This is a genomic window from Pseudoalteromonas sp. 0802 (assembly GCF_013350085.1).
Lineage (GTDB): Bacteria > Pseudomonadota > Gammaproteobacteria > Enterobacterales > Alteromonadaceae > Pseudoalteromonas.
In genome coordinates this window covers 344,501-369,875 of sequence record NZ_JABVXE010000002.1, presented here as the reverse complement: position 1 = coordinate 369,875, position 25,375 = coordinate 344,501, and the positions used below count along the sequence as shown (strand labels likewise).

The following is a 25,375-nucleotide window of genomic DNA, read 5'->3' as shown; positions in this document are numbered from 1 at the left end:
GAATGTATCTTTAGGTGCTTAAAATGAACATTAGGTAGCCCAAGTATGAGCCACCTAATGATTTTTTAGGGTGTTTTTATAGTGAAATAGCTGGCAATAGCTGCAAAAAATAAGATAGCTGCGCTAACAAAGAAGGTAATAGGGTAGTCATAAACATCAAATAATATACCGCCAAATGTTGAGCCTAGTGCTATCGAAAATTGAATAATTGCTACCATCAATCCTCCTGCAACTTCAGCATCTTTTGGTAAAGCACGAGCTACCCAGCTCCACCAAGCAACAGGCGCTGCAGTTGCAATTAACCCCCATAATCCAAGTAATACGATGTTGATGTTAAAAAGAGATATTTGATTAGCTAAACAAAATGCTATTAAAGCCATAACCGCAGGAGCTGCTATTAATGCAAACGCTAAACTGAGCTTTATCACCTTGCTGATCAATAAGGTGCCAATAAAGCCTGCAAAACCGATAACAAATAACACCATAGAGACTTGTTGGCTGGTGGCTTGAAACGCTGACTCTAAAAAGGGCCTTACATAGGTAAATAAAGTAAATTGCCCCATAAATAGCAGCGCGACAGCTAGCATACCAAAACGGACGAGTGGCTTTTTAAATAACTTAAATGCAGAAAAAGGTCCTTTTGATTGCTGCTGAGCTGGCATGCTAGGCAAAGCCTGCCATTGCCAAAATACAGCAATAGCAATAAATGGCACTAAACACATAAACGCGCCTCGCCAGCCAAGAACACTGCCTAAATAACTGCCAAGTGGTGCTGCAATTATCATGGCAAGACCATTACCACCATTAAATACTGCCAGTGCTTTAGGCACTTTTTCCTCGGGAACTAAGCGCATTGCAGAAGCAGTTGAAAGTGACCAATAGCCACCAATGACTAAGCCGATTAACGCACGACCAAGCATATAAACAGCGTAACTATCAGCTACAGAGATTGTTAAAGTTGACAGTAGCATTATCAAGGTTAGAGCGACTAGTAAGGTTTTTCGATCACTTTTAGCAAATAAAGGACTCATGAATAGACTCGTGACCACCGCAAAAAAGCCAGATATTGCTAACCCCTGACCAACCATGCCTTTACTAATTGATAAATCTTCAGCCATAGGTGTTAATAAGCTTACAGGCATAAACTCGCAGGCTATTAAGGCGAAAATACATAATGTCATCGCAAAAACCCCACTCCAATTAGCTTGCTGCTCCATAGGCTGATCATCTTGATAGGTTGAGTAATTTGTCATACTAATCCATATAGTTAATTGTGAGGGAGTATTTTTTCAAACATAGGTTGAATAGACTAGCTAATGAATACTAATATGCTTTATTAGTAAAACTTATCAATAGGCTGGTAGATGATCAAACAAAACCTCAATGAATTGAACTATTTTGTCATTGTGGCAAGAACGGGAAGTTTTACGCGTGCTGCGGCTCAGTTAGGCGTAACACAGTCTGCCTTGAGCCAAGCTATTCGCTCACTAGAAGCAAATTTAGATATTCGTTTGCTTACCAGAACAACTCGAAGCGTATCGCCTACACTCGCCGGAGAGCGTTTACTCAATGCAATAGGGCACCGTTTTGATGATATTGAAAATGAGTTAGAAGCATTAACTGAACTCCGAGACAAACCTGCGGGTACGGTAAAAATTACCTGTGGTGACTTTATCATTCAGAACACATTACTCCCCAAACTTGCCAATGTATTAAAGCAATATCCTGATATTAATATCGAGTTCAATGTTAACTATGGCTACACAGACATTGTTGCTCAGCGAATTGATGCAGGTGTGCGTCTTGGCGAAACCATAGATAAAGATATGATTGCAGTGCCTATCGGTAAAGAGCTCAATATGGCAGCGGTTGCAAGCCCTGAGTATTTTACTAAGCATCAAAAGCCTAATACACCAAAGGATCTTACTGCACATAATTGTATCAATATTCGCTTTCCGACTCATGGCGGTTTGTATGCATGGGAGTTTGAAAAAGAGGGTGAAGAACTTAATGTGAATGTACGCGGTCAATTAATCTTTAATACCTCTCATCATATTGTTGAGGCTGCGTTACAGGGTTTAGGTATTGCGTTTCTACCTGAAGAAGAGTTTGGTGAGCATATAAAAAATGGTAATTTAATTAAAGTGTTGGCTGATTGGTGCCCTGCATTTCCTGGTTATTATTTGTATTACCCGAGCCGAAGGCAACCGTCTCCGGCATTTAAAATTGTGTTAGAAGCATTAAAACAGCAATAGAGTGCGGTATTTAGATACCACACTCTATAATTATTAATTATGGCGGCCTTTTAAACAGCTCACCACATCAGCCAGCGATAAGCCTTGGCGCTGTAATAACACAGTTAAGTGATACAGTAAGTCTGCTGATTCATTGGTTAATTCATCGTTATCATGTTTCATGGCTGCAAGGGCAACTTCAACGCCTTCTTCACCCACTTTTTGGCAACTACGGCTTAAGTCTTTTGCAAACAAAGACGCAGTGTAGCTTTTGATTGGATCATCGTCTTTACGTGAAACAATCACTTGTTCAAGTTCAGCTAAAAACGACAAGCTAGGTTTAGCATCATCGCCGAAGCAGCTTTGTGTACCAAGGTGGCATGTTGGCCCAAGTGGGTTTGCCAATACTAATAGTGAGTCGTAATCGCAGTCGGTGTGTACTGAGACTACTTCAAGGTAGTTTTCTGATGTTTCGCCTTTAGTCCATAAACGCTCTTTAGAGCGCGAGTAAAAGGTTACTTTTTGTTTGTCGAAAGTGGCAGCTAATGCGTCTTGATTCATAAAGCCTTGCATTAAAATCACCCCAGAGCGTGCGTCTTGCACGATAGCTGGGATTAATTCGCTTTTGGCAAAATCGACTTGAGAAAGAGTGTCTTTGGTTAATTGCATAGTCTTGCCGCTACATTATTATCAGTTAAAAATTGTTTTAGTTCGCCAATATCAATGACGTTCTTGTGAAATACGCTGGCAGCGAGGGCGCCATCAACTTGGCTTTGTTGAAACACATCAACAAAGTCTTGCATCGTACCTGCGCCGCCCGATGCAATTAGTGGAATATCGCACAGTGCACGCATTTTTGATAGCTGAACATTGTCGTAGCCTTTACGCACGCCGTCTTGGTTCATGCAATTGAGTACAATTTCACCAGCGCCTAGGTCTTGCACGCGCTTAACCCACTCTTCGGTTTTATAGCGAGTACGGCTTGATGCATTTGGGTCGCCAGTCAGCTGGTACACTAAATATTCGCCAGTGGTTTCATCATAAAAGCTATCAATACCCACAACCACGCATTGTTTACCAAACTCATCGTGTAATTCTTTGATAAGCTCTGGGCGAGCAATTGCAGGGCTATTAATACTGATTTTATCTGCACCACGTTCTAAAACACGTGCTGCATCAGCAACAGATTTAATGCCGCCCGCCACACAAAATGGAATATCAATGTGGCGTGCAATGTTCTCTACCCAATTGACATCAAGTAGGCGTTTTTCGACGCTGGCACTGATTTCATAAAACACCAGTTCATCCGCACCGGCATCGCTGTAAGCTTTAGCAAGCGTTAAAATATCACCAACCACTTCATGGCCTTTAAATTTAACACCTTTAACGACTTGGCCGTCTTTTACATCTAAACAAGGGATTATGCGTTTTGATAACATGCTAACGCCTCCTCAACATTAAAGGCACCATCGAGCAATGATTTACCTAAGATAACACCGCCAACACCCAGTTTTTTCAGCTTTGCAATATCATCCAGTGAGCTTACACCGCCTGATGCTTGAACTTTAATCTCGCTGTTGTGGTTGGTTAAATCTTCATAAAGTGCAAACGAAGGGCCGGTCATGGTGCCGTCTTTACTGATGTCAGTACACAGAAAATCAACCACACCAAGTGCCACGTAAAAATCAACCAGTTCGAACAAGCCAAACTCAGATTCACTTAACCAACCATGTGTTGCTGGTGCCCAGCCGTTGTCAGTTTTATTAACATCTAGTGCGATAACAAAGTGTTCACTGCCAAACTTTTCAATCCAGGCCTTTACTTGCTCACGCTTTTCAACGGCCATTGAGCCAATCACGACTTGGTTAGCACCGGCTTCAAGCCAGTCAGCAACATCTTGCTCAGAGCGAATACCACCGCCCACTTGATAAGGAACATTAAGCGCTTTAGTCGCAGCTTGAATGTGCTGCCACTGTTTTTTATTTGGATCGCGCGCGCCTTCTAAATCAACTAAGTGCAGTTTGCCTGCGCCGCTATTTGCATACTCTTGTAAGCGTGCGCCAAGTTCGTAAGGGTAAAATTGTGCGGTATCATACTTACCTTGGTATAAGCGCACAATTTGGTTTTGTAATACATCGAGTGCTGGAATAATCACGTTTATTTCTCTTATTTTTTGCTGCGCTTACAGCTTCCAATCTAAAAAGTTTTGTAAAAGTCGGGTGCCTACTTTGGCGCTTCGCTCTGGGTGGAACTGCATGCCTGCGTAGTTATCTTTAGCAACAATTGCTGAAAAAGCTTGTCCGTATTCACCACTAACGAGGGTGGCATCGTTCACTGTGTGAGCAAAGCTATGCACAAAGTACACTTGATCTTGCGCCGATAACCCTTTGGTGAGGCCATGCTCTTTTAATACGCTTAGGTCGTTCCAGCCCATGTGCGGTGAAGTTAATTCACCTACATCTAAGTGCTTAACAATACCTGGAATTTTGCCAAGGCAATCAACATTGCCTTCTTCAGTGCTGTCGCAAAGTAATTGCATGCCTAAACAAATGCCCATCAACGGGCGCTGATATTCATCAATTGCTTGTTGCCAACCACCGTCTTTTAAGCGTTTCATGGCAACAGAAGCATGACCTACGCCGGGTAAAATGGCACGTTCAAAGCCTTTTAGTTGCTCAGGTGAGGTGATAACCTCAGGCGTTTTCCCTAAGCGTTCAAAGGCAAAACGAACAGAGTTAATGTTGGCGCAACCGGTATTAATTATGGCAATCATAAACACCCCTTAGAGCTTGCTGTTTGTTGCGAAGCATCTTTTGCAATCGCAGCGCGAAGTGCTCTTGCAAACGCTTTAAAAAGGCCTTCAACTTGGTGGTGACAATTACCATTGCTAACCGACAAAATAAGGCTCATGGCGGCATTATCACTTAAGCTTTTAAAGAAGTGCTCAACCATTTGTACGTCTAAGTCGCCCACTTTTTCACGGCTAAAATCGGCGTTTAATACAAATGAGGCGCGACCCGATAAGTCAATTTGCGCTTCTGCTTTACATTCATCCATAGGGAGTGCAAAGCCATAGCGACCAATTTGCGTTTTTGTACCTAGCGCTTGTTTAAGGGCAAGGCCAAGTGCAATGCCGATATCTTCAACTAGGTGGTGCTCATCAATGTGTAAGTCGCCAGTGGCTTGAATATTAAGTCCGATATTGGCGTGTGTACGAATTTGGTCAAGCATGTGGTCGAAAAAGCCAAGGCCAGTGCTAATTTCGCCATTTTTTGTTTGGTCTAAATTAACTTGCACATCGATTTGTGTTTCTTTGGTATTGCGAGTGACACGGCCTTCACGGTTCGCGGTTGTCAGCTTAGTGACAATGGCATCCCAGCTGCCGTCATACAAAATGCCTTCACAACATAAGTTATTGGCAAGTCCAATATCAGTTTGGCGGTCACCAATCACAAATGAGCGTGCTAAATCGACTTTACCTGAGCGCATAAGCTCAGTAAGTAAGCCAGTTTTTGGTTTACGGCAGTCACAATTTTGTTCATCAAAGTGAGGGCAGATCAGAACTTCATCAAATTTAATCCCTTGGCTGTTTAAGATATCCATCATCTTGTCTTGAGCAATATCAAAATCAGCCGTCGGAAAGCTATCAGTACCTAAACCATCTTGATTAGATACCATAACAAGGCGGTAACCTGCCGCTTGAAGTTGTAATAGAGCAGGGATCACATTCGGCAAGAACACTAATTTTTCTAGGCTATCAACCTGTTTGTCGGTGATAGGCTCTTCGATAATCGTGCCATCGCGGTCAATAAATAAATACGGGTTGCTCATGATAATTCCTGTTCTACTGTATTGCTGGTCAGTGATAAACCATCTAACCAAATTTTTACTTGTTCTAGTTCTTGCTCGTTACCGATAGAAATTCGTAACCAATCATTTTCGCCATACAAGGTGAAGGCACGCATCACGAGTCCTTGCTCAAGTGCGATATTAAATGATTGTTTGTCTTTTAGTTTTAAGGTGACGAAGTTACCTTCACCGCTCAGTACTTTGATAACAGCAGGTGATTGCTCAAGCCAGCTTTTCAGTTTGCCTTTTAAGCTATTTAGAATAGTCACCTGACGGCGCATTGAAGCGATGTTGTCACTACTTAATGCATCTGCGGCAATGCTCGCCACCACCGTTGATACAGGATATGGCGCAATCACTTTACGAATAGGCGCCAGTAGCTCGCTGTTGGCTAATGTGAAGCCTGTTCTTAAACCCGCAAGTGCAAATGCTTTTGATAAGGTTCTTAGTACCACAAGGTTACTAAACTCGTTGATCAGGCTTGCCGCTGTTTGTTCTGGGCAAAATTCTATATAAGCTTCATCCACCACTACAATCGCTTTACCCGCAAGTTGTTGGGTGATTTTTCTGATTTTGTCCAGGCTTGTCATGCTGCCGGTAGGGTTATTTGGATTACAAATAAACACCAGCTTTGAATCAGCAACCGCAGTGACAATCTCATCAACCGTGCCTTTTAATAACAGCTCTTGAGTTAAACCGTTAATCGCAATGTTGTGGGTATCAGCAGTGACTTTGTACATGCCGTAAGTTGGCAAAAAAAGTGCAATGCTATCTTTAGCAGGGCTACAAAAAGTACGTACTAATAGTTCAATACCTTCGTCAGCGCCACGAGTCATCAGTACTTGCTCTGGCTCTAAATTAGCATAGCAAGCGTAACGATTGATCACTTGCTGAGGCTGCGGATCTGGGTAGCGATTTAAATCAGCTAAATTGATATTTGGCGTACGTGAATAAGGGCTTTCATTGGCATTTAACCAGGTTGTGCCTGTCAGCTTTTCACTTTTCGCCGAACTATAGGCTGTAAGCGCTGCAATGTTATCTGGCAACAGTGTCGTTATTTTTGAATTATCGCTCATTGTTCATAGCCTCAAGACGAATCGAAACAGCATTAGCGTGAGCATCAAGCCCCTCTGCTGCAGCCAAAGGTAAAATTGCTTTAGATAATTCACGTAAGCCATTTTTGCTGATGGTTTGCACTGTGTAAGTTCTAAAGAAGTCCAGTAAGTTTAAGCTCGAATAGGTCGCACTGTAACCATACGTTGGTAGTACGTGGTTAGTACCCGATGCATAGTCACCGGCAGACTCCGGGGTGTAATCACCTACAAATACTGAGCCGGCATTTTTCACTAAGCTTAAATAAGGCTGCGCATCAGCAAGTTGTAAAATAAGGTGCTCAGGACCATATTCAGCAGACACCGAAAAGGCTTGCTCAACCGAGTCCACTAAAATCAAGCTTGAGTTAGCAAGGGCTTGCTCGGCAGTGTCTTTACGACTCAACTTTGCTAGCTGCTCTGCTAATGCTTGCTGTGTTTTTTCAATAATGCGCTCGCTGTTACATAGTAAAATAACCTGTGAATCCGCACCGTGCTCTGCTTGCGATAATAAATCTGCCGCAATAAACTCTGGGTTTGCACGCTCATCAGCAATCACTAGCACTTCAGAAGGGCCCGCTGGCATATCAATCGCCATGCCCGGAATAGTTTGCGCAACAAGTTGTTTTGCCATGGTGACAAAGCTATTTCCCGGGCCAAAAATCTTGTTCACCTTAGGCACTGATTCTGTACCGTATGCCATTGCTGCAATCGCTCCGGCGCCGCCACTTTCTACAATGGTTTTAATACCACATAGTTTTGCCGCATATAAAATGGCAGGGTTGATAGTTTCATCGGCTTTTACAGGTGTAGTAAGCACAACGGTTTGTGCACCACTTAACTGTGCAAGTACCCCTTGCATAATCACTGACGATGGCAGTGGCGCACTGCCACCTGGCACGTAAATGCCTACCGCTTCAATGGCTTGATATTTAAGTTCACACAATACGCCAGGTTGCGTTGTTAACTTAATGTCTTTTGGTAATTGTGCTTGGTGAAAACGTTTTACATTGGCATAGGCCGTTTCGATGGCGGCTTTTAATTCGTTTGATAATAACTGCTCAGCTTGGTTTATTTCTTCAATTGGTACTAATAAGCGAGGTGTTTCGCGCTTATCAAACTCTTTTGCCATCTTTAATAACGCTGCGTCACCCTCAGTTTTAACCGCATTTAAGATGTCGATGCAAATTGCTTCAACCTCTTTACTTGCAGTAACAGCAGGGCGGGTAAGTACCGCCTGCTGTGCTTGTTGATTTTCCTCATTCCAGCGAAACATGGATAATTACTCCATCATTTTTTCAATTGGCATAACAAGAATTGAGTTGGCACCCAGTGCTTTTAACTGTTCCATTGTTTCCCAGAAAAGGGTTTCGCTGCTAACCATGTGAAGTGCTACATAATCGTCGCTACCAGCAAGCGATAGTAAAGTCGGTTGGCCTGTGCCAGGTAGTAAGTCGCATACTTCATCAAGCTTTGCTTTTGGTGCGTGTAGCATGATGTATTTACTTTCTTTTGCTTGGCGCACACCACGTAAACGCGGCATTAACGTGTTGATTAAATCAAGTTTGCTTTGATCAGTAAGGTCTTTGTTTTGAATTAAACATGCATTTGATTCTAAGATGGTGTCGCCTTGCATCAAGCCATTAGCTTCTAAGGTTGCACCGGTAGACACTAGGTCACAAATTGCATCAGCTAAACCAGCACGCGGAGCAACTTCAACAGAGCCCGTTAACATGACTGTGCTTGCGTTAATGCCTTCGCGTTTTAGGTACTGGCTTAAGATTTCTGGGTAAGTAGTGGCAATGCGTTTACCTTCAAACCAGCTTTTATCTTGCGGACCAAGTTCTTGTGGCCATGCAAGTGCTAGGCGGCAGTAACCAAAATCAAGTTTAGAAAGTTTGTTTACTTCGAATGCCACGCCTTGGCGTTCGCGTTCGGCTTGAACTTCAACAAGTACGTTTTCACCAACGATACCTAGGTCACACACACCGTCCATTACTAGGCCCGGAATATCGTCATCGCGTACACGAAGTACGTCAATTGGCATGTTGGTAGAGTGTGCGATTAAACGTTGTTCACGAAGATTTAATTTAACACCAAGTTGCTTTAGTAACTCTTGGCAGTCTTTTGATAAGCGGCCGCCTTTTTGGATGGCGATTCGTAAACGGTTGGTATTGCTCATTATTCATTTTCCTTTAATTCAAAAACTAAAAACCCCGAGGGAACCTCAGGGCGAAAATAAATAATTTGGTTGATTGCTCGCCAGAGGTTCCTTTTAGGAATAACCTCTCAGCGAAAAACCTGACAGGCTATTCCGGTGAATGATGGTGATGATGGATAGTTGTCAGATTGAAGCGCATAATTTTTCCTGTATTGCACTCGTTTGTATAAACCAGTGCGTAAATCTGTTTAAATAAGTTACGTATATAGATAAACATGCTTTGCTAATCTTTGGCAAGCATTTTTTTGCGAAATTAAAGTATATGCTATAACTGCCGATAATAAATGGATAGATAGGAGGTACAAATGGATATCATGATCCCCTTTTTAGGTCGAATTACGCGCTTACAGTTGGAAAGTAAAGGTGCGTTCCATATTGCGGGCGTAAAAGATGCGAACGTGCAGCGAATTGAGCTCGAAAAGCGCCAAAAGCGTGAAATAGAACGCCGCAAAAAAGCCTCAAAAAAAGAAGATAAAGGCAACAAAAGTGCCATAGAAGAAGATGAAGAGGGTAATAAACACCTAGATACATGGGCTTAATACTCCATATAAGAATTTGTTTTTATGCAACTGAGTGGTTTTTTCTGCTAACGTTAAGAGACACTTGTGTTGTTACTTACAAGGCAATTCAATGGAACGACCTTTATTACCATTAAACGAGCAAGCTAGACTTGAAGAGCTTCGTTCGTTGAATGTTTTAGACTCTCAAAGTGAGCCTGCCTTTGACCGAATAACTCGCCTTGCCCAACAATTTTTCTCTGTACCCATTTGTGTTATTAGCTTAATTGACGAGCATAGACAGTGGTTTAAGTCATGTGTGGGGCTAGATGTGACAGAGACCGCAAGAGATATTTCATTTTGCGCCCATGCAATTTTATACAAAGATCCCCTAGTGGTTGAAAATGCCTTAAACGATAAGCGCTTTGCAGATAACCCACTGGTAATGGGAGACCCAAATATTCGCTTTTATGCGGGTTGCCCAATTACACTTAAATCAGGAAATAGAATTGGCACTTTGTGCCTTATCGATCATCAACCACGCAGTTTTAACAAACAAGAAATTAAAGCCTTACAAGACTTTGCAGCAATCGTCGAGCGAGAGTTTGCAATCATGCAATTAGCGACTACCGATGAGCTTACCTTACTGCCTAATCGTCGCGGCTTTATTGGCACTGCAGAGCATTACCTTGATTTATGTATTCGCCAGTACTTAAAAGCAAAATTAGTGTTTATTGATTTAGATAACTTTAAAACAATTAACGATAAATTTGGTCATGCCGCTGGCGATAGAGTACTGAAAGATTTTGCAGGATTACTAGAGAACTGTTGTCGCAAAGCGGATTTATATGCACGTTTGAGCGGTGATGAGTTTGTAATTTTATTTACAGATTTAAATACCAGTGAATGCGATACTATAATGCAGCGCTTGTTGTTATCATTCAGTGACTTACCTAATAGCTTTAATAACCAAGTTGAACTTGGCTTTTCTTATGGTATTGCCGATTTTTCTGATCAGCAACCTTGTTCACTGACGAAGTTACTCGCTGTTGCAGACGCGCGAATGTATGCCGATAAAGCACAAAAAAAGGCTCGATAATCGAGCCTTTAAAGTAAAAAGCAGTGCTTAATTTTTCGCTTCTGCCGATTGAATACTACTTTGGATCAACGGCGAAATTGTTAAACCTTGTACGATAATTGAAAAGATCACTACCACGTAGGTCACAATTACAATAAGGTTGTGAAGGTCAGAGCCTGCAATCATCACTTGATCGCGTGGGATAGCAGCTGCCATTGCCAGTGCTAAACCACCCCGTAAGCCACCCCAAGTGAGTATTTTCACTGAGTGCTTATCGTATTGGCGATACTTTTTAAAGAACACAAATGGCGCACCTACACTTATAAAACGAGCTAGCAACACCACAGGTACCATCAGTAAACCTAAGCCAATTTCTTCAAGGGTAATAGGCATAGTGACGATGAGCATACCGATAATCAAAAACAGCAATGCATTTAAAAAGCTATCGGTGGCATGCCAAAAGTCTTTTACGTAGCGAGTATCTTCAGGCCCAGTACGCTCTGTTGCTTTTGAACGAGTAATATTGCCTAGTAAAATACCACTGGTGACCATAGCAAGTGCACCTGAGATCTCCCAAATATTCGCAGCTGCAAAGCCGGCTGTTGGAATGGTCAAGGTTAGTAGCAAACGAATGTTCACATCGCGGCTATTAATAATTAAAAAATGCCCGACTAACGCAATCACGAGACCAAACACGATACCGCCAATTGCATCAACTAAGAACAATTCAGCAACGTCAGTAAAGGTGGCTTCGGTGCCATAAAAGGCCACTGAAAATATCGTTGTGAAAATCACCAAACCAATACCATCATTAAACAAAGACTCACCTTCAACTTGCACAGAAATACCTTCTGGGGCTCGCATTTGTTTAATAATGGCTAACACTGCAATCGGGTCGGTTGGGCTGATTAAAGCACCAAACAACAAGCAGTAAATAAATGGTACTGGCCAGCCTACAAAAGCAAACAAATAATAGCTTAAGTAACCAACAATGACCGTTGAGGTAATGGTTGAAAATAATACTAATGCGGTAATTTCCCACCGTTGCTTACGAAGGGCTGCTAAGTTGATTTCCAGCGCACCTGCGAATAGCAAAAAGCCGAGCATGCCTTTTAATAGCAACTGATTAAAGTTGATACTAGAAACAATTTGGGTCATTTCGAGGGCGGTAGTATCGCCAAGCATTTTAACGGCAAGAATAAGTAGTAAAGAAATAACAACAGAGCCAGTTGTTATAGCAATCGTAGTTTGCATTTTGAGGATGAATTGGTTAGCAAAAGCAATAAAAATAGCTAATGCTGAAAGAAAACAAATGAGGTACCAAGCATTCATTGTTTGACCTTAAATATTTGTATAACAAGACGCAGAAAGCAGTCACTTTCTGGCCGCATATAGTACGCCTCTAAAATAGGTATGTCACAGTGTTTATGCGATTTTTATGACATTTTAGAGTAAAAATTCAAGGCGCTGATTGCATATGTATAATCGCTGTTAATAATGTCTCAAAAGAGACAAAAATAAACCTGAAAAAAGCGTAATTATGATAAGTTCAGTTAGGTCAATCAGCCTGTTTAAATTGAGCTGATTCTTGGCTGGTATTTATTGCCCTAATTGGATAAGGGATCACAATTCCTTCTTCTGCGTAACGTTGATGTAATGCTTTGATAAAAGCAGATTTCACCCAAAAGCGGTTAAAGTACTCTTTTGCTCTTAACATCACCGTAAAATTGATGCTTGATTGATCGAATGTATGAAAGACCACAAAAGTTTCGTAATCATCGACGCCCCATTCATGGCTTTTTAATATCTGCCTAGCAACATCCAACGTAACCTGCTCAACTTTTTCAAGGTCTGAGCTATAATGCACTCCCACTTCAACGGGGACGCTGAGCTCTTTTTCTGGGTAAAAATAGTTAATGATGCGCGATTTAGACAGCTGACTATTGGGGATGACTATCATGTTATTTGGCAACATTTTTACCCAGGTTGAGCGCCAACCGATTTTCTCAACAAAGCCTTGATCGCCACTTTCAAGCTCTATAAAGTCGCCGACCCGAATAGGTTTATCAATCACCAACTGAACGCCAGAAAAGAAGTTTTCGAGTGTCGGTTGTAAAGCCAAAGCGACGGCAAGAGAGGTAATGCCCAAAGAGGCAATAATCGGAGTGATTGATATGCCTAACGTACCTAATAACACCAATAAACCAACACATACAATTGCGCAGCGGATCAAGCCTTTAATGATGCTATGACTATTCGAAACAACTACTGAGCGGGCACTGTAATAATCAACGGTACCAAATAAGAAATGATCTAAAAATAACACTAAGGCAAAAATACAAATGGCTTTAGCAGTGGCCGCAATAGGTAAGGGGTGCTCAGCCATAAAGCCGGTGGTGTTTAATAACTGACCAAAAATGATCACAAGCACCATCATTGTGCACAAGGTCAATGGTGTAGACAGTGAGTCAACCAGTAATGAGTCGAACACAAAGTCGGTTCGTTGGGTCCATTTCTTTAAGCAATAGATGATTATAAACTTTAATACAAACAAGGTTGTGGCGGCTAGTACAGTACCACCAATGACGACCAGCCATGGCTCATTTAGCCATTCGTTTTGTATTAGTTCAGTAATCATGCTTAGTCCTTAAACCCTAGATACTTGCCATTGCTGCAAGTTATGTACCCAGACTTTTTTATGGATATCTAATCCTTTTAGCTGTGAATCACAAATAATAAGGTGAGCAAAATAAAAACAAATAAAAGGTACAAATGTTTAATAAATGTTATTATTTTGTATCAATAGATTTACACTCCAAGTCAATCTGTTAACAATTAATAAACTTTAAATTTGGTATCCTACTGTTATTTAGGAACTTTTAATTTAGAGCTAATACTTTATTTGTAAATTTTTTGTTTCATTTTTAATTTCGCTCCATTCAATCTAGGCTGGTCATTAATCGGGAACAGTGCAGTCCGGTTACTAGGAAAATATTAAATACATAACAATCTAACGGAGCGTAAACGTGAATTTATCTAAAATCACATTAGCAACTCTTGCTGCTTTTGCTTTGACTCAAGCAACAAGTGCAGTAGCTGCGAACAAGAAATACCTAAACGAACAAACAGGGATTAACCAAGCTTTGCAAACCAATGCATCATCAGTATTGAGTGCAAATCCAAATCAGTTAGTTGGTTTAGGTGCAGGGAATGATTTAGTTGTATTAAAAGAAATCAAAACCAGTAACGGCAATACTACGCGTCGTTATCAACAAATGTATCAAGGTCTACCTGTTATCGGCGATACGGTTAGCCTAACATTTGATGATAATGGCCAATTAAAACGTGCACATGGTGCAGCGGTGTATGACATTGCGGCAGACATCGACTCAGTCTCTCCGGCACTTAACAAGAAAAAAGCAATGGCGAAAGGCCTTGCTAATTCACCTGCTGCAATTAAATCGGTTGGGTTAAAAAAGCATAATGAACAGTCACGTTTAGCTATTTGGCTAGATGAAGACAGCGTTGCACACCTAGTGTATGAAGTATCTTATGTGACTTATGGCGATAACCCATCTCGTCCGTATCAAATTATTGATGCCAACAGCGGTGAAGTTTTATTTAGCTTCGATAACTTACAACATGCCAGTGCAACAGGCCCAGGTGGTAACTTAAAAACGGGTAAGTACATTTATGGTACTGATTTTGACAGCCTCGATGTTACTCAGTCTGGCAATACTTGTACGATGAATAACGCCAATGTAAGAACTATTAACTTAAATGGTAGTACAAGTGGTTCAACAGCGTATTCGTTTACATGTCCTGAAAATACTTTTAAAGAAATTAACGGTGCGTATTCGCCTTTAAATGATGCGCATTATTTCGGTAACGTAATTTTTAATATGTATAACGATTGGATAGGCACTGCACCATTAACTTTCCAATTAAAAATGCGCGTTCATTATGGCAGTAATTACGAAAATGCGTTTTGGGATGGTAGTGCTATGACCTTTGGTGATGGTCAAAATACCTTCTATCCACTGGTAAGTCTTGACGTATCAGCACATGAAGTAAGCCACGGTTTTACCGAGCAAAACTCAGGCCTCGTTTATTCTGGTAAATCAGGTGGTTTGAATGAAGCGTTCTCTGATATGGCAGGTGAAGCGGCCGAGTTTTACATGAAGGGCTCAAATGACTGGTTAGTGGGTCAGGAAATATTTAAAGGTAACGGTGCATTACGTTACATGAATAACCCTACCCAAGATGGCAGCTCAATTGATCATCAAAACAACTATTACTCTGGTATGGATGTGCACTACAGCTCAGGTGTATTCAACAAGGCATTTTATAACCTTGCAACCACACCTGGCTGGGATACGCAAAAGGCGTTTGTTGTGATGGCGCGCGCTAACCAACTTTACTGGACTGCCAGCACAAATTGGGATTTAGCAGGTAACGGCGTGATGGATGCAGCCTGTGATTTAAGCTATGACCCAGCCGATGTTCAAGCGGCTCTTGCGGCGGTTGGTGTGACTTCAAGCTTAAGTGCGGGTAGTAGCTGTGGCACAACTGAGCCACCTCCAAGCGGTGATGAAGAGCTAACTAATGGTGTTGCTCGCACAGGGATCAGTGGTGCAGCGAAAGATCAAATGTTCTTTACTCTTGAAGTACCAGCAGACGCAACGAATTTACAATTCAATACAACAGGTGGAAGTGGTGATGCAGACCTTTACGTTATGTATGGCGCAAAACCAACACTGAGCAACTTTGATTGTAAAAGTACTTCATCTACTAGCACAGAAAGCTGCGCTATCAGTAATGTACAAGCGGGTACTTACTACGTAATGGTAGAAGCGTGGAATCAAATATCTGGTGTATCACTTACAGGTAGCTTTGATTCGGGCAGCGGTGGTGGTGTAACACCAATAAACCGTACTGAGTCTAACTTAAGTGTTGGCACAAATAGCTGGACTCGTTTCACGCAAGAGCTAGATGCGGGTTATTCATCACTTGATGTGACTATTTCTGGTGGCTCTGGTGATGCTGACTTGTATGTGAACTTTGGTTCACAATCGACAACATCTAGCTATGACTGCCGTCCTTATAAAAACGGCAATAGCGAAACTTGCACATTTACAAACCCACAAGCGGGTACTTGGTATATCGACCTTCGCGGCTATCGCGCTGCAAGTGGTGTAACACTCACCATTTCGGCTAACTAGCCACCCTTTTAGGGAGCTTCGGCTCCCTTTTTTATTTTCATTAAAATGCAAATCATAAAAGGATTGATTATGACAACCCGCCTAACACAGTGCCTAGTGGGCTTTGCCACACTGTCACTGAGCCAACTAAGTTATGCAGCGCAAGACGAAACAATTTGGGTCACCATTGATGCCCTTGCTGCAGAGCACTTTCAACAAGATACACTGAGTAAACGTAAATTAAACAGCAATTTTGCGATGAAAAAATCGGCTTTGAATCAAGTTAATTTTATGCGCGTTAACAAGCAGGATATCGCTGGGTTAAGTGAGTTTATGCACGATAACTATCATCGCTGCGGTGGTTTTGTAGCCCATGACTCATTAGCAGATGCAGAGCTCTATACTCAGCAATTAAATGCGGTTTCGCAAGGTACAATGAATGCGAGCCTTGTTAATTACAGTATTGATAATGCCGCGACAGTTAATGCGCTACTATCATCGATTGATAGTAGTGAACTGAGCGATACGGTTAATAGCATGATGAACTTTCATAACCGATATTATTCAGTGCAAAGTGGTGTTGATGCAGCTGATTGGTTAAAGAGCCATTGGCAGCAAATAGCCAGTAGCCGCAGTGATATAACTGTTGAGTATTTTAACCATAGCTTTTCTCAATCATCAGTTATTGTGACCATTCCTGGTGCAGAAAAAGCAGATGAAATTGTCATTATTGGTGGTCATTTAGACTCAATCAATCAGTCTAATCCAAGTAATGGTCGTGCTCCTGGTGCAGATGATAATGCCTCGGGTATTGCAGTGCTCACACAAACCCTAAAAGCAATAGTGGAAAATAACTACCAACCTCAGCGAACCATTCAAATTATGGGGTTTGCCGCTGAAGAAGTGGGTCTTAGGGGCTCAAAAGATATTGCTCAAAGTTATAAAACACTGGGTAAGAATGTTGTAGGCATGGTGCAGTTTGATATGACTGGTAATAACGGCAGTAGCACAGATATTGTGATGATGACGGACTACACAAACTCGTCGCAAAATCAGTATTTATCGCAGTTGCTCGATGCTTACCAGCCCTCAGTGAGCTATGGCTTTGATCAATGTGGTTATGGCTGCTCAGATCATGCCTCTTGGTATCAACAAGGGTTTGCCGCCTCAATGCCATTTGAATCAACAATGAGTGACATTAACCCTTTGATCCACACATCAAATGATGCCCAATTTGATGCGGTTCACGCCAGTAAATTTGCAAAATTGGCAGTGAGCTATGTTGCTGAAATGGCAAAGAACGCTGGTGATGTGGTAACTGAGCCGACTAATCAGCTTGAAAATGGCGTAGCTAAAACGGGTTTGGCGGGCGCAGCAAAAGATCAGTTATTCTTTACACTTGATGTACCCGCAATGAGCAGTAACCTTGAGTTTGTAACTGAGGGGGGCTCCGGTGATGCCGATTTATACGTTAAATTTGGCAGTAAGCCGACCTTACAGGACTTTGATTGTAAAAGCACAACCTCTACAAGTAATGAAAGTTGTGTGATGTCGTCAGTTCAAACTGGCACGTATCATGTCATGGTTGAAGCGTGGAATGAGATTTCGAATGTGTCACTCACGGGAAGTTATAGCACCTCAGGTGGCGGCGACAACGTTGATCGAACTGAGACAAACGTGAGTGTCGCTACCGGTAGTTGGCAGCGCTTTACTCAACAAATACCAGCAGGCCTTAGTAATTTAACGATGACGATTACTGGCGGTAGTGGCGATGCAGATTTGTATGTTAACTATGGCTCAGCGTCAACAAGTTCAAATTATCTATGTCGGCCTTACAAAAATGGTAACGAAGAAAGTTGTCAATTTGATAACCCACAAAGTGGAACTTGGTACATAGATTTACAGGGTTACCGAGCTGCATCAGGCGTGACATTAACGATTCAAGGACAATGATTTAAATGCAATCATACTTTTAACCATGAGGAAGCCTTGCTTCCTCATTTAGTCTTGCCCTTGGCAAGTCAGTTACGTAAAATCTGCCCATCACTTTTAATCTATTGGCGAAGTTTATCAAACAACTTTTCAGTGCCACTGGCCCCCTTGCACTTTCTCTTGATGGATATACTCCTCGGCAGCCACAAATTGACATGGCTGTTGCAGTTGATGATGCCTTAAAAAAACGTCACCAATTAGTGGTTGAGGCGGGCACAGGCACGGGTAAAACCTATGCTTACTTAGCGCCTGCATTAAAATCAAAAGGCAAAACCATCATCTCTACGGGTTCAAAAGCACTACAAGAGCAGTTGTTTCACCGTGATTTACCCAATTTAGTCAAAGCACTGAGCGCCACTAAAAAAGTCGCCCTTTTAAAAGGCCGCGCGAATTATTTGTGTACCTATCGTTTAAGTCAGCATGTTGCGCATGTGCCAACAGATGATCCTGATGTAATGCATCAACTAGCGATGGTAGCAAAGTTTGCAAGTGAAACCCGTTCGGGCGATTTGGCAGATTGTATCGGCATAGAAGAAGACGCCAAAGTACTGCCTTATGTTAGCTCAACTGCTGATAACTGTTTGGGTAAAGAGTGCCCCGATTTTCAAGATTGCTATATTCGTAAAGCCCGCTTAAATGCCATGGAAGCTGACGTGGTGGTGATAAACCATCATTTATTCTTTGCAGATATGGCTGTAAAAGACACAGGCTTTGCTGAATTAATGCCTACTGCAGACGCCTATATTTTTGATGAGGCTCATCAGCTCAGTGAAATTGCCAGTGACTATTTTGGTGAAAGTGTTAGCACCAAAAAGCTGGTGGATTTAATTAATGACTTACGAGCAATTTACCGTGCAGATATCCCTGATATGCTGCAATTAGGCAAAACTCTCAACAAGTTAGAAACTAGCGTGGCAGATTTACGCTTGCAGTTTGGGGTTGATGGTAGCCGTGGTGATTGGCGTGAAAAGCTGGCTGATAAAGATATTTGTGCAGCACTGCACCGGGTCATTAGCGACCTCGACTTTTTATACCAAGTATTAAAGTTATGCTTAGACCGTAGCGAAAAAATAGAGCATCCGTTTGAGCGTACGCTGGCCTTTAAAGGTCAGTTAGAGCGGGTATTTGATACCGCACAAACGGGCTATAGTTATTGGTACGAAACCACTCGCCGATACCTAACGGTAAACATTACACCGCTCAATGTATCGGCTAAATTCGCACAAATGATGAAAGACACAGGAGCAGGTTTTGTGTTTACATCGGCGACTTTATCGGTCGATAATGAATTAGAACACTTTAACGCTAGCCTTGGCTTAAAGCCAACGCAAAGCATGATTGTTGAAAGTCCGTTTGATTATCAACAACAAGCACTACTTTGTTTGCCACGCTACTTACCTGAGTCTCATGCGAATAATATGCCTCATGCTATTATCAAGCTGACCCTTGAGTTGATTAAATCAGCAAAAGGTCGCTGCTTTGTGCTCTTTACTAGCTATCGTATGATGCACTTAGTGGCTGAAGGTTTAACCACACAAATGGATTATCCGGTTTATATGCAAGGGCAAATGTCTAAACGCATTATCCTTGAGAAGTTTACCCGTCACGGTAATGCCGTTTTACTCGGCACAGCCTCATTTTGGGAAGGCGTAGATGTTAGAGGCAGCACATTAAGTTGTGTTATCATTGATAAATTGCCGTTTGCCGCACCTGATGACCCATTATTGCAAGCAAAAATGCAAGATTGCCAGTTACAAGGCAAAGACCCATTTGCACATATTCAATTACCCCAAGCGGTCATTGCATTAAAGCAAGGGGTAGGGCGACTTATTCGCGATAGTAAAGATAAAGGTGTGCTGGTTATTTGCGATAACCGCCTAGTAACACGCCATTACGGCCAAGTATTTTTAAAAAGTTTGCCACCCATGCGCCGCACGCGCGACTTAGCAATGGCAAACGCGTTTTTAGAACAGATCAATTAGAGTAACTTAGATGATTAAACACAATATTCTTGCCTTAGATGCATCAACTGAAGCTTTATCGCTGGTGCTACATTATCAAGGGCAAACATTTCATCATTTTGAAGAGTGCCCTCAGCAGCACAGCCAAAAGATTTTGCCTTTAATTGATGAGTTACTCGCAAAGGCGCAATGTAAACTAACCGACTTAGATGTAATTGGTTTTGGTCAAGGACCAGGTAGCTTTACGGGCGTGCGTATCAGTGTTGCGATTGCACAAGGTTTAGCTTATGCCGCACGCTTACCTTTGGTTGGCGTATCAACATTGCAGATGATGGCGCAACAAGCGTTTGAACAAGACCAAGCCAGCGATGTGTTTTCTGCCATTGATGCACGTATGGGTGAGATTTATTACGCTCATTATAAAGCTGATGATAATGGCTTAATGCTGCTTGTTGATGAAGAGCAAGTCATTAAACCTGAGTTGCTAACGTTACCTGAAACAACGGCGGCAGCGGTGGGTACGGGTTGGCAGACCTATCCTGCACTTGTTACAGATTTGGCAAATGTAAGCTTAAATGAAAACATTTTACTGCCTGATGCAAAGTACATGCTGGCCTCGGTTGCCACTGCTTATGCTCACGGTGATACAGTGACTGCAGCCAATGCACAGCCTAAATATGTTCGTGATACAGTGACTTGGAAAAAGCTACCAGGCCGAGAGTAACTGAGAGAGTAACGGGACTTGCGTGCCAGTCAGTTATGGCACATAATTTAATCATGTTTAATGTGGAATTACGAGTTTGACTTTACCTATTGGCTCAGGCTTTTATACCGGTGACATTCCCGGTCAATATAGCCGTAAAAATACCGTTACTGATAAGCCTAAAGCGATATCAGACCAAACGGCTGAGCAAAAATCGTCAACAGAGTATGTTAAATCAAGCCCTCAAGCTGTTGCTATTGCTGATGAATTTAAAGCTGAGTCGCAAAGCTATCAGCAAACAATTTATGATAAACCAAGCAACCCAAAAACCAGTCGCGCTATTTCAACCTATACGGAATTTGCTAACTTAGAGCGCCGCGCTGAAGTGCAAAGCCTTATTGGCGTTGATGTATATGCTTAGCTAATTGCTAATACTGAATTCATAAAAAAAAGCCTAAACAATATGTTTAGGCTTTTTTTATGATTGGACAATATTCAATATAAATTACTGCTTAATAAAATCAATCAGCTTGTCGGCAATCGCAGTATTGTTTTGCGAACCGTAGAAATCTTCAGCACGTTTACCATAGGCAAACACTTGTACATCAATAGCGGTGTGGCCGCCAGTAGTCCAACCTGTGAAGCTGGCATGATTGATAATATCTTTTACAGCAAGTAGCAGTGCTTTCTCGCCCATTTTCTTAGCTTCGCTTAGCTTAATGCTGTTAGCATCAGTGAATTCGATATCAGAATACTTTTGCCATACTGCTTTTAAGTCATCGCTTTCAAGTAGATCTTTTGTGATAGTGCCAGCTGTTGCTTTAACACCTTTAATCACGTCTGTTTCCCACTTATATTGACCATGAGCACCGAGTGTTAAGCCACCTGTTGAGTGATCGGCAGTGATAACAAGCAGGGTATCAGGGTTTTTATCTACATACGCTTTTGCTTGTTCAATTGATTTAGCAAAGTCATCCATTTCGCCCATTGCACATGCAATGTCGTTTGCATGACCACACCAGTCAATTTGGCTGCCTTCGATCATCACAAAGAAACCTTTGTCGTTTTGACCATCAAGTAAATCAAGTGCTTTCGTTGTCATTTGCGTAAGGCGCGTTGGATTTTCGTCAAGCGCAAACGGTAAACCGACTTCAGCGAATAAACCAAGCGCTGGAACTTGCTTTAAGTCATTCATTGCTGCAAAGTCATCGCTGTACTGATAGCCAGCCGCTTTAAACTCTTCTACAAGGTTACGGTCTTCACGAACGTAATATTTCGTGCCGCCACCAAGCATTAAATCAACCGGTAATTTACCCGCGATTTTGTTATCGATATAGTCGTTAGCAATTTCGTCGTAGTTACGGCGTGATTCGTTGTGCGAAGCAAAGCTTGCTGGTGTAGCGTGGTTGATTTGCGAAGTAGCTACGAGTGCTGTTGTCATGCCACGCTCTTTAGCAACTTCAAGCATAGTTTTTACTGGTTTTTTATCAGTATCAACGGCAATTGCGCCATTATAACTTTTATGACCACTGCTCAGAGCTGTTGCACCCGCTGCGCTGTCTGTTACATAGGTATGATCATCAGGGTAGGTATGTGCCATACCACGCAAAATAGTATCGAAAACAGTTGGGTCAACAACTTTAGTATTTGGATCATCTTTAAAGTAACGATATGCAGTTGTGTACGCCGGGCCCATACCATCACCAATCATATAAATGATGTTTTTTGGTGCTGATTCAGCCATTACTGAGCCTGCTGAGCATAATAATGCTAAAAGACTTAATTTTAATTTCATTGATGTAACCTTATTATTGTGCCCTTATTTATACTGCGAGGATTATTGTATACTAGCCAGACGATAAATAAACGCCTTTAAGTTGAAACGCTTAATAAATAGGAGCAATTGTGCAACCTTTTTCTTTTCAAACTGGCACTCAGGCAATGCATGGCCTAACCTTTGGTCATGGCGAAGAGGTTGTGATTGCCTTACATGGTTGGCTTGATAACGCACATAGTTACATACCTATGTTACAAAACGCGCAGTTAAACCAGCGTTGGTATTGCCTTGATTTTCCTGGCCATGGTTTATCTGATTGGCGAAGCAGTGACGCCCACTATTACTTTATTGATTATGTTGATGATGTATACAAGTTTATTGAGTCACTTGATGTAACGAAAGTGCATTTAGTTGGCCATTCTATGGGCGCCATGGTCGCTGGTGTTTTTGCGAGCTGCTTTCCTGAAAAGGTGGCATCGGTAAACTTTATTGAGGGAATTGGCTGCGTTACAACCAACAGTAATGAAATGAGCAGCCAACTTCGTAAAGCGATATTAAATAGAGCGCGGGTAAACAGCAAAGGCCCTCGTGCATTTGACTCAATAGCGCACATTATTAGTGCAAGGCTTGCAAGTGGCGACCTTGAATACCCACAAGCAGAGCTATTAATGACAAGAAATAGTTACGAAAAAGCAGGGAAGTGGTATTTAACAACCGATCCTAAGCTTAAAAATCACTCAGGATTTCGCTTTGATGAGGCGCAATGTATTGCAACCATCAAACAAATTACCGCACCATGTCAGCTTATCTTAGGGGATAAGGGGTATCCTTTTGTTAGAGATAACCTAGAGGCATATGGTAAATATTACAAGGAGTTAAAAATTCATGAGATACCTGGAGGTCACCATTGCCATATGCAAAGTCCTGCATTAACCTTAGAACACATTCATGCATTTATTGGGCAGTATAAAGCAAGTTAATTGTATAATTGCACCAAATGTGGGATTATCTGCACCATTAGAGTATTTACTCCATTGAGAAACGGCCTTAGTTAGATTAAGGTTATTAAAAAATATAATTATAAACAGGAGCTAAGAGTGGAAAAAATCTGGCTTAAACGCTACCCAGAAGGTATGCCTGAAACAATCGACCCTGAGCATTATCACTCGCTACTCGACTTGTTTGAAAAAAGTTTTGCTGACTATAGTGACCTTCCAGCCTTTACCAACATGGGTAAAGTGTTGACCTATAGTGAGTTAGACAGTGCTACAAAACGTGTTGCGTCGTACATTCAAAATGATCTTGGTCTGAAAAAAGGCGATAAAGTAGCGGTGATGATGCCGAATCTACTGCAAACGCCTGTTACTATTTTAGGTATTCTTCGTGCAGGCTGTGTAGTGGTGAACGTAAACCCACTTTACACCGTGCGTGAATTAGAGCATCAGTTAAATGACTCAGAGTCATCAGCAATTTTCATTCTTGCTAACTTTGCCGATACCCTAGAAAAAGCATTACCAAAAACCAACGTTAAGCACATTGTGGTTACCCAAGTAGGTGACATGGTGGGCGGCCTTAAAAAGCACATCGTTAACTTTGTGGTTAAGCACGTTAAGAAAATGGTGCCTAGCTACTCATTGCCAAATGTAATCAAATTTGCCGATACACTTGCTGGTAACGAAGCGAGCTATAAAAAGCCAGATGTTGATTTAAACGACTTAGCATTTTTGCAATACACAGGTGGAACAACCGGTGTATCTAAAGGTGCAATGCTATCGCATGGCAACATGGTTGGTAACCTTGAACAAGTTTCAGGTTGTCTAGATAACGTTTTAGATCGCGGAAAAGAAGTGGTTATTACAGCACTGCCGCTTTATCACATCTTTGCTTTGACTGCGAACTGCCTAACATTTATGAAATACGGTGGTTTAAACGTACTTATTACAAACCCTCGTGATATGCCTGGCTTTGTAAAAGAGTTAGCACAACACAAATTTACTGCTGTAACGGGTGTAAATACGCTATTTAACGGTTTACTAAATACCCCAGGTTTTGCTGAACTTGATTTCTCAAGCCTAAAAATGTCACTTGGCGGTGGCATGGCGGTACAGCGTCCAGTTGCTGAAAAATGGCAAGCTGTAACAAAAACCAAATTAATGGAAGGTTATGGCCTAACTGAGTGTGCACCACTTGTAACTGTTAGCCCTTACGACCTTGAAGGTTATAACGGTTCAATTGGTTTACCTGCTCCTAGCACTGATATTAAGCTTATGCTTGAAAATGGTGAAGAAGCAGCGAAAGGTGAGCCAGGCGAGCTTTGGGTTAAAGGCCCACAAGTTATGCAAGGTTACTATAACCGCCCAGATGCAACAGCCGAGTGCTTAAAAGACGGTTGGTTTGCAACAGGTGATATTGCAACTTACGATGATGAAGGCTTCTTCTATATTGTTGATCGTAAGAAAGACATGATTATCGTATCTGGTTTCAACGTGTTCCCAAATGAGATCGAAGAAGTTGTTGCTATGCACGATGGCGTGCTTGAAGTAGCGGCAATCGGTATCCCTCATGAGGTCAGTGGCGAACAAGTTAAAGTTTTTGTCGTGAAAAAAGATCAATCTTTAACTGAAAAAGATATAATAAAGCACTGTCGTGATAATTTAACGAACTATAAGGTGCCTAAACTCGTTGAGTTTAGAGATGAACTACCAAAAACAAACGTTGGTAAGATTCTAAGAAGAGCCTTAAAGGACGAACAAAAATAATTAAAGCCGGCA

General features: G+C 41.8%; 22 protein-coding genes. 10 read left to right on the top strand and 12 right to left on the bottom strand.

From position 1 onward, the window contains the following. Positions 1-65: 65 nt before the first annotated feature. Entirely contained in the window at positions 66-1,253 is a 1,188-nt protein-coding gene (locus HUS61_RS06480) for an MFS transporter (RefSeq protein ID WP_175080648.1), read from the bottom strand. Positions 1,254-1,364: 111 nt separating this feature from the next. Between HUS61_RS06480 and HUS61_RS06475 the strand changes: the two genes are divergently transcribed. Further along, entirely contained in the window at positions 1,365-2,255 is an 891-nt protein-coding gene (locus HUS61_RS06475; protein ID WP_175081568.1) for a LysR family transcriptional regulator, read from the top strand. Positions 2,256-2,288: 33 nt separating this feature from the next. Here the strand turns inward: HUS61_RS06475 and hisIE are convergent, their stop codons facing one another. Genes hisIE through hisG form a run of 8 tightly spaced genes read right to left on the bottom strand, consistent with a single transcriptional unit; the run spans position 2,289 to position 9,356 of the window. Next, entirely contained in the window at positions 2,289-2,903 is a 615-nt protein-coding gene (gene hisIE / locus HUS61_RS06470) for a bifunctional phosphoribosyl-AMP cyclohydrolase/phosphoribosyl-ATP diphosphatase HisIE (RefSeq protein WP_175081567.1), read from the bottom strand. Then, positions 2,894-3,673 carry an imidazole glycerol phosphate synthase subunit HisF gene (hisF, locus tag HUS61_RS06465; protein ID WP_054563887.1) on the bottom strand — a complete coding sequence of 260 codons (780 nt, stop codon included), beginning with the start codon at positions 3,671-3,673 and terminating at the stop codon, positions 2,894-2,896. The genes hisIE and hisF overlap by 10 nt, the downstream gene beginning before the upstream one ends. Then, positions 3,655-4,389 carry a 1-(5-phosphoribosyl)-5-[(5-phosphoribosylamino)methylideneamino] imidazole-4-carboxamide isomerase gene (locus tag HUS61_RS06460; RefSeq protein ID WP_058584164.1) on the bottom strand — a complete coding sequence of 245 codons (735 nt, stop codon included), beginning with the start codon at positions 4,387-4,389 and terminating at the stop codon, positions 3,655-3,657. Before HUS61_RS06460 ends, hisF begins: the two co-directional genes overlap by 19 nt. Before the next feature lie 27 nt (positions 4,390-4,416). After that, entirely contained in the window at positions 4,417-5,007 is a 591-nt protein-coding gene (gene hisH, locus HUS61_RS06455; protein WP_175081566.1) for an imidazole glycerol phosphate synthase subunit HisH, read from the bottom strand. After that, entirely contained in the window at positions 5,004-6,065 is a 1,062-nt protein-coding gene (gene hisB / locus HUS61_RS06450; protein WP_175081565.1) for a bifunctional histidinol-phosphatase/imidazoleglycerol-phosphate dehydratase HisB, read from the bottom strand. The genes hisH and hisB overlap by 4 nt, the downstream gene beginning before the upstream one ends. Next, a complete protein-coding gene (gene hisC, locus HUS61_RS06445) occupies positions 6,062-7,159 on the bottom strand; it encodes a histidinol-phosphate transaminase (RefSeq protein ID WP_135926407.1) in 1,098 nt (365 codons plus the stop codon). The genes hisB and hisC overlap by 4 nt, the downstream gene beginning before the upstream one ends. Next, positions 7,149-8,450: a histidinol dehydrogenase gene (hisD, locus tag HUS61_RS06440; RefSeq protein ID WP_175081564.1), complete on the bottom strand. Its 1,302-nt coding sequence runs from the start codon at positions 8,448-8,450 to the stop codon at positions 7,149-7,151. The genes hisC and hisD overlap by 11 nt, the downstream gene beginning before the upstream one ends. A 6-nt stretch (positions 8,451-8,456) precedes the next feature. Next, complete coding sequence (gene hisG, locus HUS61_RS06435) at positions 8,457-9,356, bottom strand: ATP phosphoribosyltransferase (RefSeq protein ID WP_054563881.1); 900 nt, start codon at positions 9,354-9,356, stop codon at positions 8,457-8,459. Between the two features lie 344 nt (positions 9,357-9,700). On the opposite strand from hisG, the gene HUS61_RS06430 reads away from it, so the two are divergent. Both HUS61_RS06430 and HUS61_RS06425 read left to right on the top strand, forming a co-directional pair. Next, the gene (locus HUS61_RS06430; RefSeq protein WP_175080643.1) at positions 9,701-9,934 is read left to right on the top strand and encodes a hypothetical protein; all 234 of its coding nucleotides are present in this window, start codon (positions 9,701-9,703) and stop codon (positions 9,932-9,934) included. A 91-nt stretch (positions 9,935-10,025) separates the two neighbouring features. Beyond that, positions 10,026-10,991: a sensor domain-containing diguanylate cyclase gene (locus tag HUS61_RS06425; protein WP_175081563.1), complete on the top strand. Its 966-nt coding sequence runs from the start codon at positions 10,026-10,028 to the stop codon at positions 10,989-10,991. Positions 10,992-11,018: 27 nt separating this feature from the next. On the opposite strand, the gene HUS61_RS06420 is transcribed toward HUS61_RS06425, so the two are convergent. Further along, positions 11,019-12,302: a sodium:proton antiporter gene (locus HUS61_RS06420; RefSeq protein WP_062565648.1), complete on the bottom strand. Its 1,284-nt coding sequence runs from the start codon at positions 12,300-12,302 to the stop codon at positions 11,019-11,021. Between the two features lie 226 nt (positions 12,303-12,528). Further along, positions 12,529-13,608 carry a mechanosensitive ion channel family protein gene (locus HUS61_RS06415; protein WP_175081562.1) on the bottom strand — a complete coding sequence of 360 codons (1,080 nt, stop codon included), beginning with the start codon at positions 13,606-13,608 and terminating at the stop codon, positions 12,529-12,531. Positions 13,609-13,996: 388 nt separating this feature from the next. Here HUS61_RS06415 and HUS61_RS06410 point away from each other — a divergent pair, with 388 nt between their 5' ends. From HUS61_RS06410 to HUS61_RS06390, 5 genes are all read left to right on the top strand, one after another. Next, a complete protein-coding gene (locus HUS61_RS06410; RefSeq protein ID WP_175081561.1) occupies positions 13,997-16,192 on the top strand; it encodes a M4 family metallopeptidase in 2,196 nt (731 codons plus the stop codon). 69 nt (positions 16,193-16,261) lie between these two features. After that, positions 16,262-18,124, top strand: a complete 1,863-nt coding sequence (locus HUS61_RS06405) for a M28 family metallopeptidase (RefSeq protein WP_175081560.1) — start codon at positions 16,262-16,264, stop codon at positions 18,122-18,124. 104 nt (positions 18,125-18,228) lie between these two features. After that, positions 18,229-20,145: an ATP-dependent DNA helicase gene (locus HUS61_RS06400; RefSeq protein ID WP_054563876.1), complete on the top strand. Its 1,917-nt coding sequence runs from the start codon at positions 18,229-18,231 to the stop codon at positions 20,143-20,145. Between the two features lie 10 nt (positions 20,146-20,155). Then, complete coding sequence (gene tsaB / locus HUS61_RS06395; RefSeq protein WP_175081559.1) at positions 20,156-20,848, top strand: tRNA (adenosine(37)-N6)-threonylcarbamoyltransferase complex dimerization subunit type 1 TsaB; 693 nt, start codon at positions 20,156-20,158, stop codon at positions 20,846-20,848. Positions 20,849-20,924: 76 nt separating this feature from the next. Then, on the top strand, positions 20,925-21,248 hold the full coding sequence (locus tag HUS61_RS06390) for a hypothetical protein (protein ID WP_062565644.1): 324 nt from the start codon (positions 20,925-20,927) through the stop codon (positions 21,246-21,248). A gap of 84 nt (positions 21,249-21,332) precedes the next feature. Here HUS61_RS06390 and HUS61_RS06385 read toward each other — a convergent pair whose 3' ends face one another. After that, entirely contained in the window at positions 21,333-22,622 is a 1,290-nt protein-coding gene (locus HUS61_RS06385; protein ID WP_175081558.1) for an alkaline phosphatase, read from the bottom strand. A 110-nt stretch (positions 22,623-22,732) separates the two neighbouring features. Here HUS61_RS06385 and HUS61_RS06380 point away from each other — a divergent pair, with 110 nt between their 5' ends. Then, complete coding sequence (locus HUS61_RS06380; RefSeq protein WP_175081557.1) at positions 22,733-23,584, top strand: alpha/beta fold hydrolase; 852 nt, start codon at positions 22,733-22,735, stop codon at positions 23,582-23,584. Between the two features lie 117 nt (positions 23,585-23,701). Next, positions 23,702-25,363, top strand: coding sequence for a long-chain-fatty-acid--CoA ligase FadD (fadD, locus tag HUS61_RS06375; RefSeq protein WP_058584177.1), 1,662 nt, complete (start codon positions 23,702-23,704; stop codon positions 25,361-25,363). Positions 25,364-25,375 lie beyond the last annotated feature (12 nt).

Excerpts from the sequence above, each read along its gene's own strand:
- HUS61_RS06385 (WP_175081558.1), bottom strand. The coding sequence starts at position 22,622 with ATGAAATTAAAATTAAGTCTTTTAGCATTATTATGCTCAGCAGGCTCA.
- tsaB (WP_175081559.1), top strand. The coding sequence starts at position 20,156 with ATGATTAAACACAATATTCTTGCCTTAGATGCATCAACTGAAGCTTTA.
- HUS61_RS06430 (WP_175080643.1), top strand. The coding sequence starts at position 9,701 with ATGGATATCATGATCCCCTTTTTAGGTCGAATTACGCGCTTACAGTTG.
- HUS61_RS06425 (WP_175081563.1), top strand. The coding sequence starts at position 10,026 with ATGGAACGACCTTTATTACCATTAAACGAGCAAGCTAGACTTGAAGAG.
- HUS61_RS06420 (WP_062565648.1), bottom strand. The coding sequence starts at position 12,302 with ATGAATGCTTGGTACCTCATTTGTTTTCTTTCAGCATTAGCTATTTTT.
- hisIE (WP_175081567.1), bottom strand. The coding sequence starts at position 2,903 with ATGCAATTAACCAAAGACACTCTTTCTCAAGTCGATTTTGCCAAAAGC.
- hisG (WP_054563881.1), bottom strand. The coding sequence starts at position 9,356 with ATGAGCAATACCAACCGTTTACGAATCGCCATCCAAAAAGGCGGCCGC.
- hisH (WP_175081566.1), bottom strand. The coding sequence starts at position 5,007 with ATGATTGCCATAATTAATACCGGTTGCGCCAACATTAACTCTGTTCGT.
- hisB (WP_175081565.1), bottom strand. The coding sequence starts at position 6,065 with ATGAGCAACCCGTATTTATTTATTGACCGCGATGGCACGATTATCGAA.
- HUS61_RS06415 (WP_175081562.1), bottom strand. The coding sequence starts at position 13,608 with ATGATTACTGAACTAATACAAAACGAATGGCTAAATGAGCCATGGCTG.
- HUS61_RS06480 (WP_175080648.1), bottom strand. The coding sequence starts at position 1,253 with ATGACAAATTACTCAACCTATCAAGATGATCAGCCTATGGAGCAGCAA.
- hisF (WP_054563887.1), bottom strand. The coding sequence starts at position 3,673 with ATGTTATCAAAACGCATAATCCCTTGTTTAGATGTAAAAGACGGCCAA.
- HUS61_RS06405 (WP_175081560.1), top strand. The coding sequence starts at position 16,262 with ATGACAACCCGCCTAACACAGTGCCTAGTGGGCTTTGCCACACTGTCA.
- hisC (WP_135926407.1), bottom strand. The coding sequence starts at position 7,159 with ATGAGCGATAATTCAAAAATAACGACACTGTTGCCAGATAACATTGCA.
- HUS61_RS06475 (WP_175081568.1), top strand. The coding sequence starts at position 1,365 with ATGATCAAACAAAACCTCAATGAATTGAACTATTTTGTCATTGTGGCA.
- hisD (WP_175081564.1), bottom strand. The coding sequence starts at position 8,450 with ATGTTTCGCTGGAATGAGGAAAATCAACAAGCACAGCAGGCGGTACTT.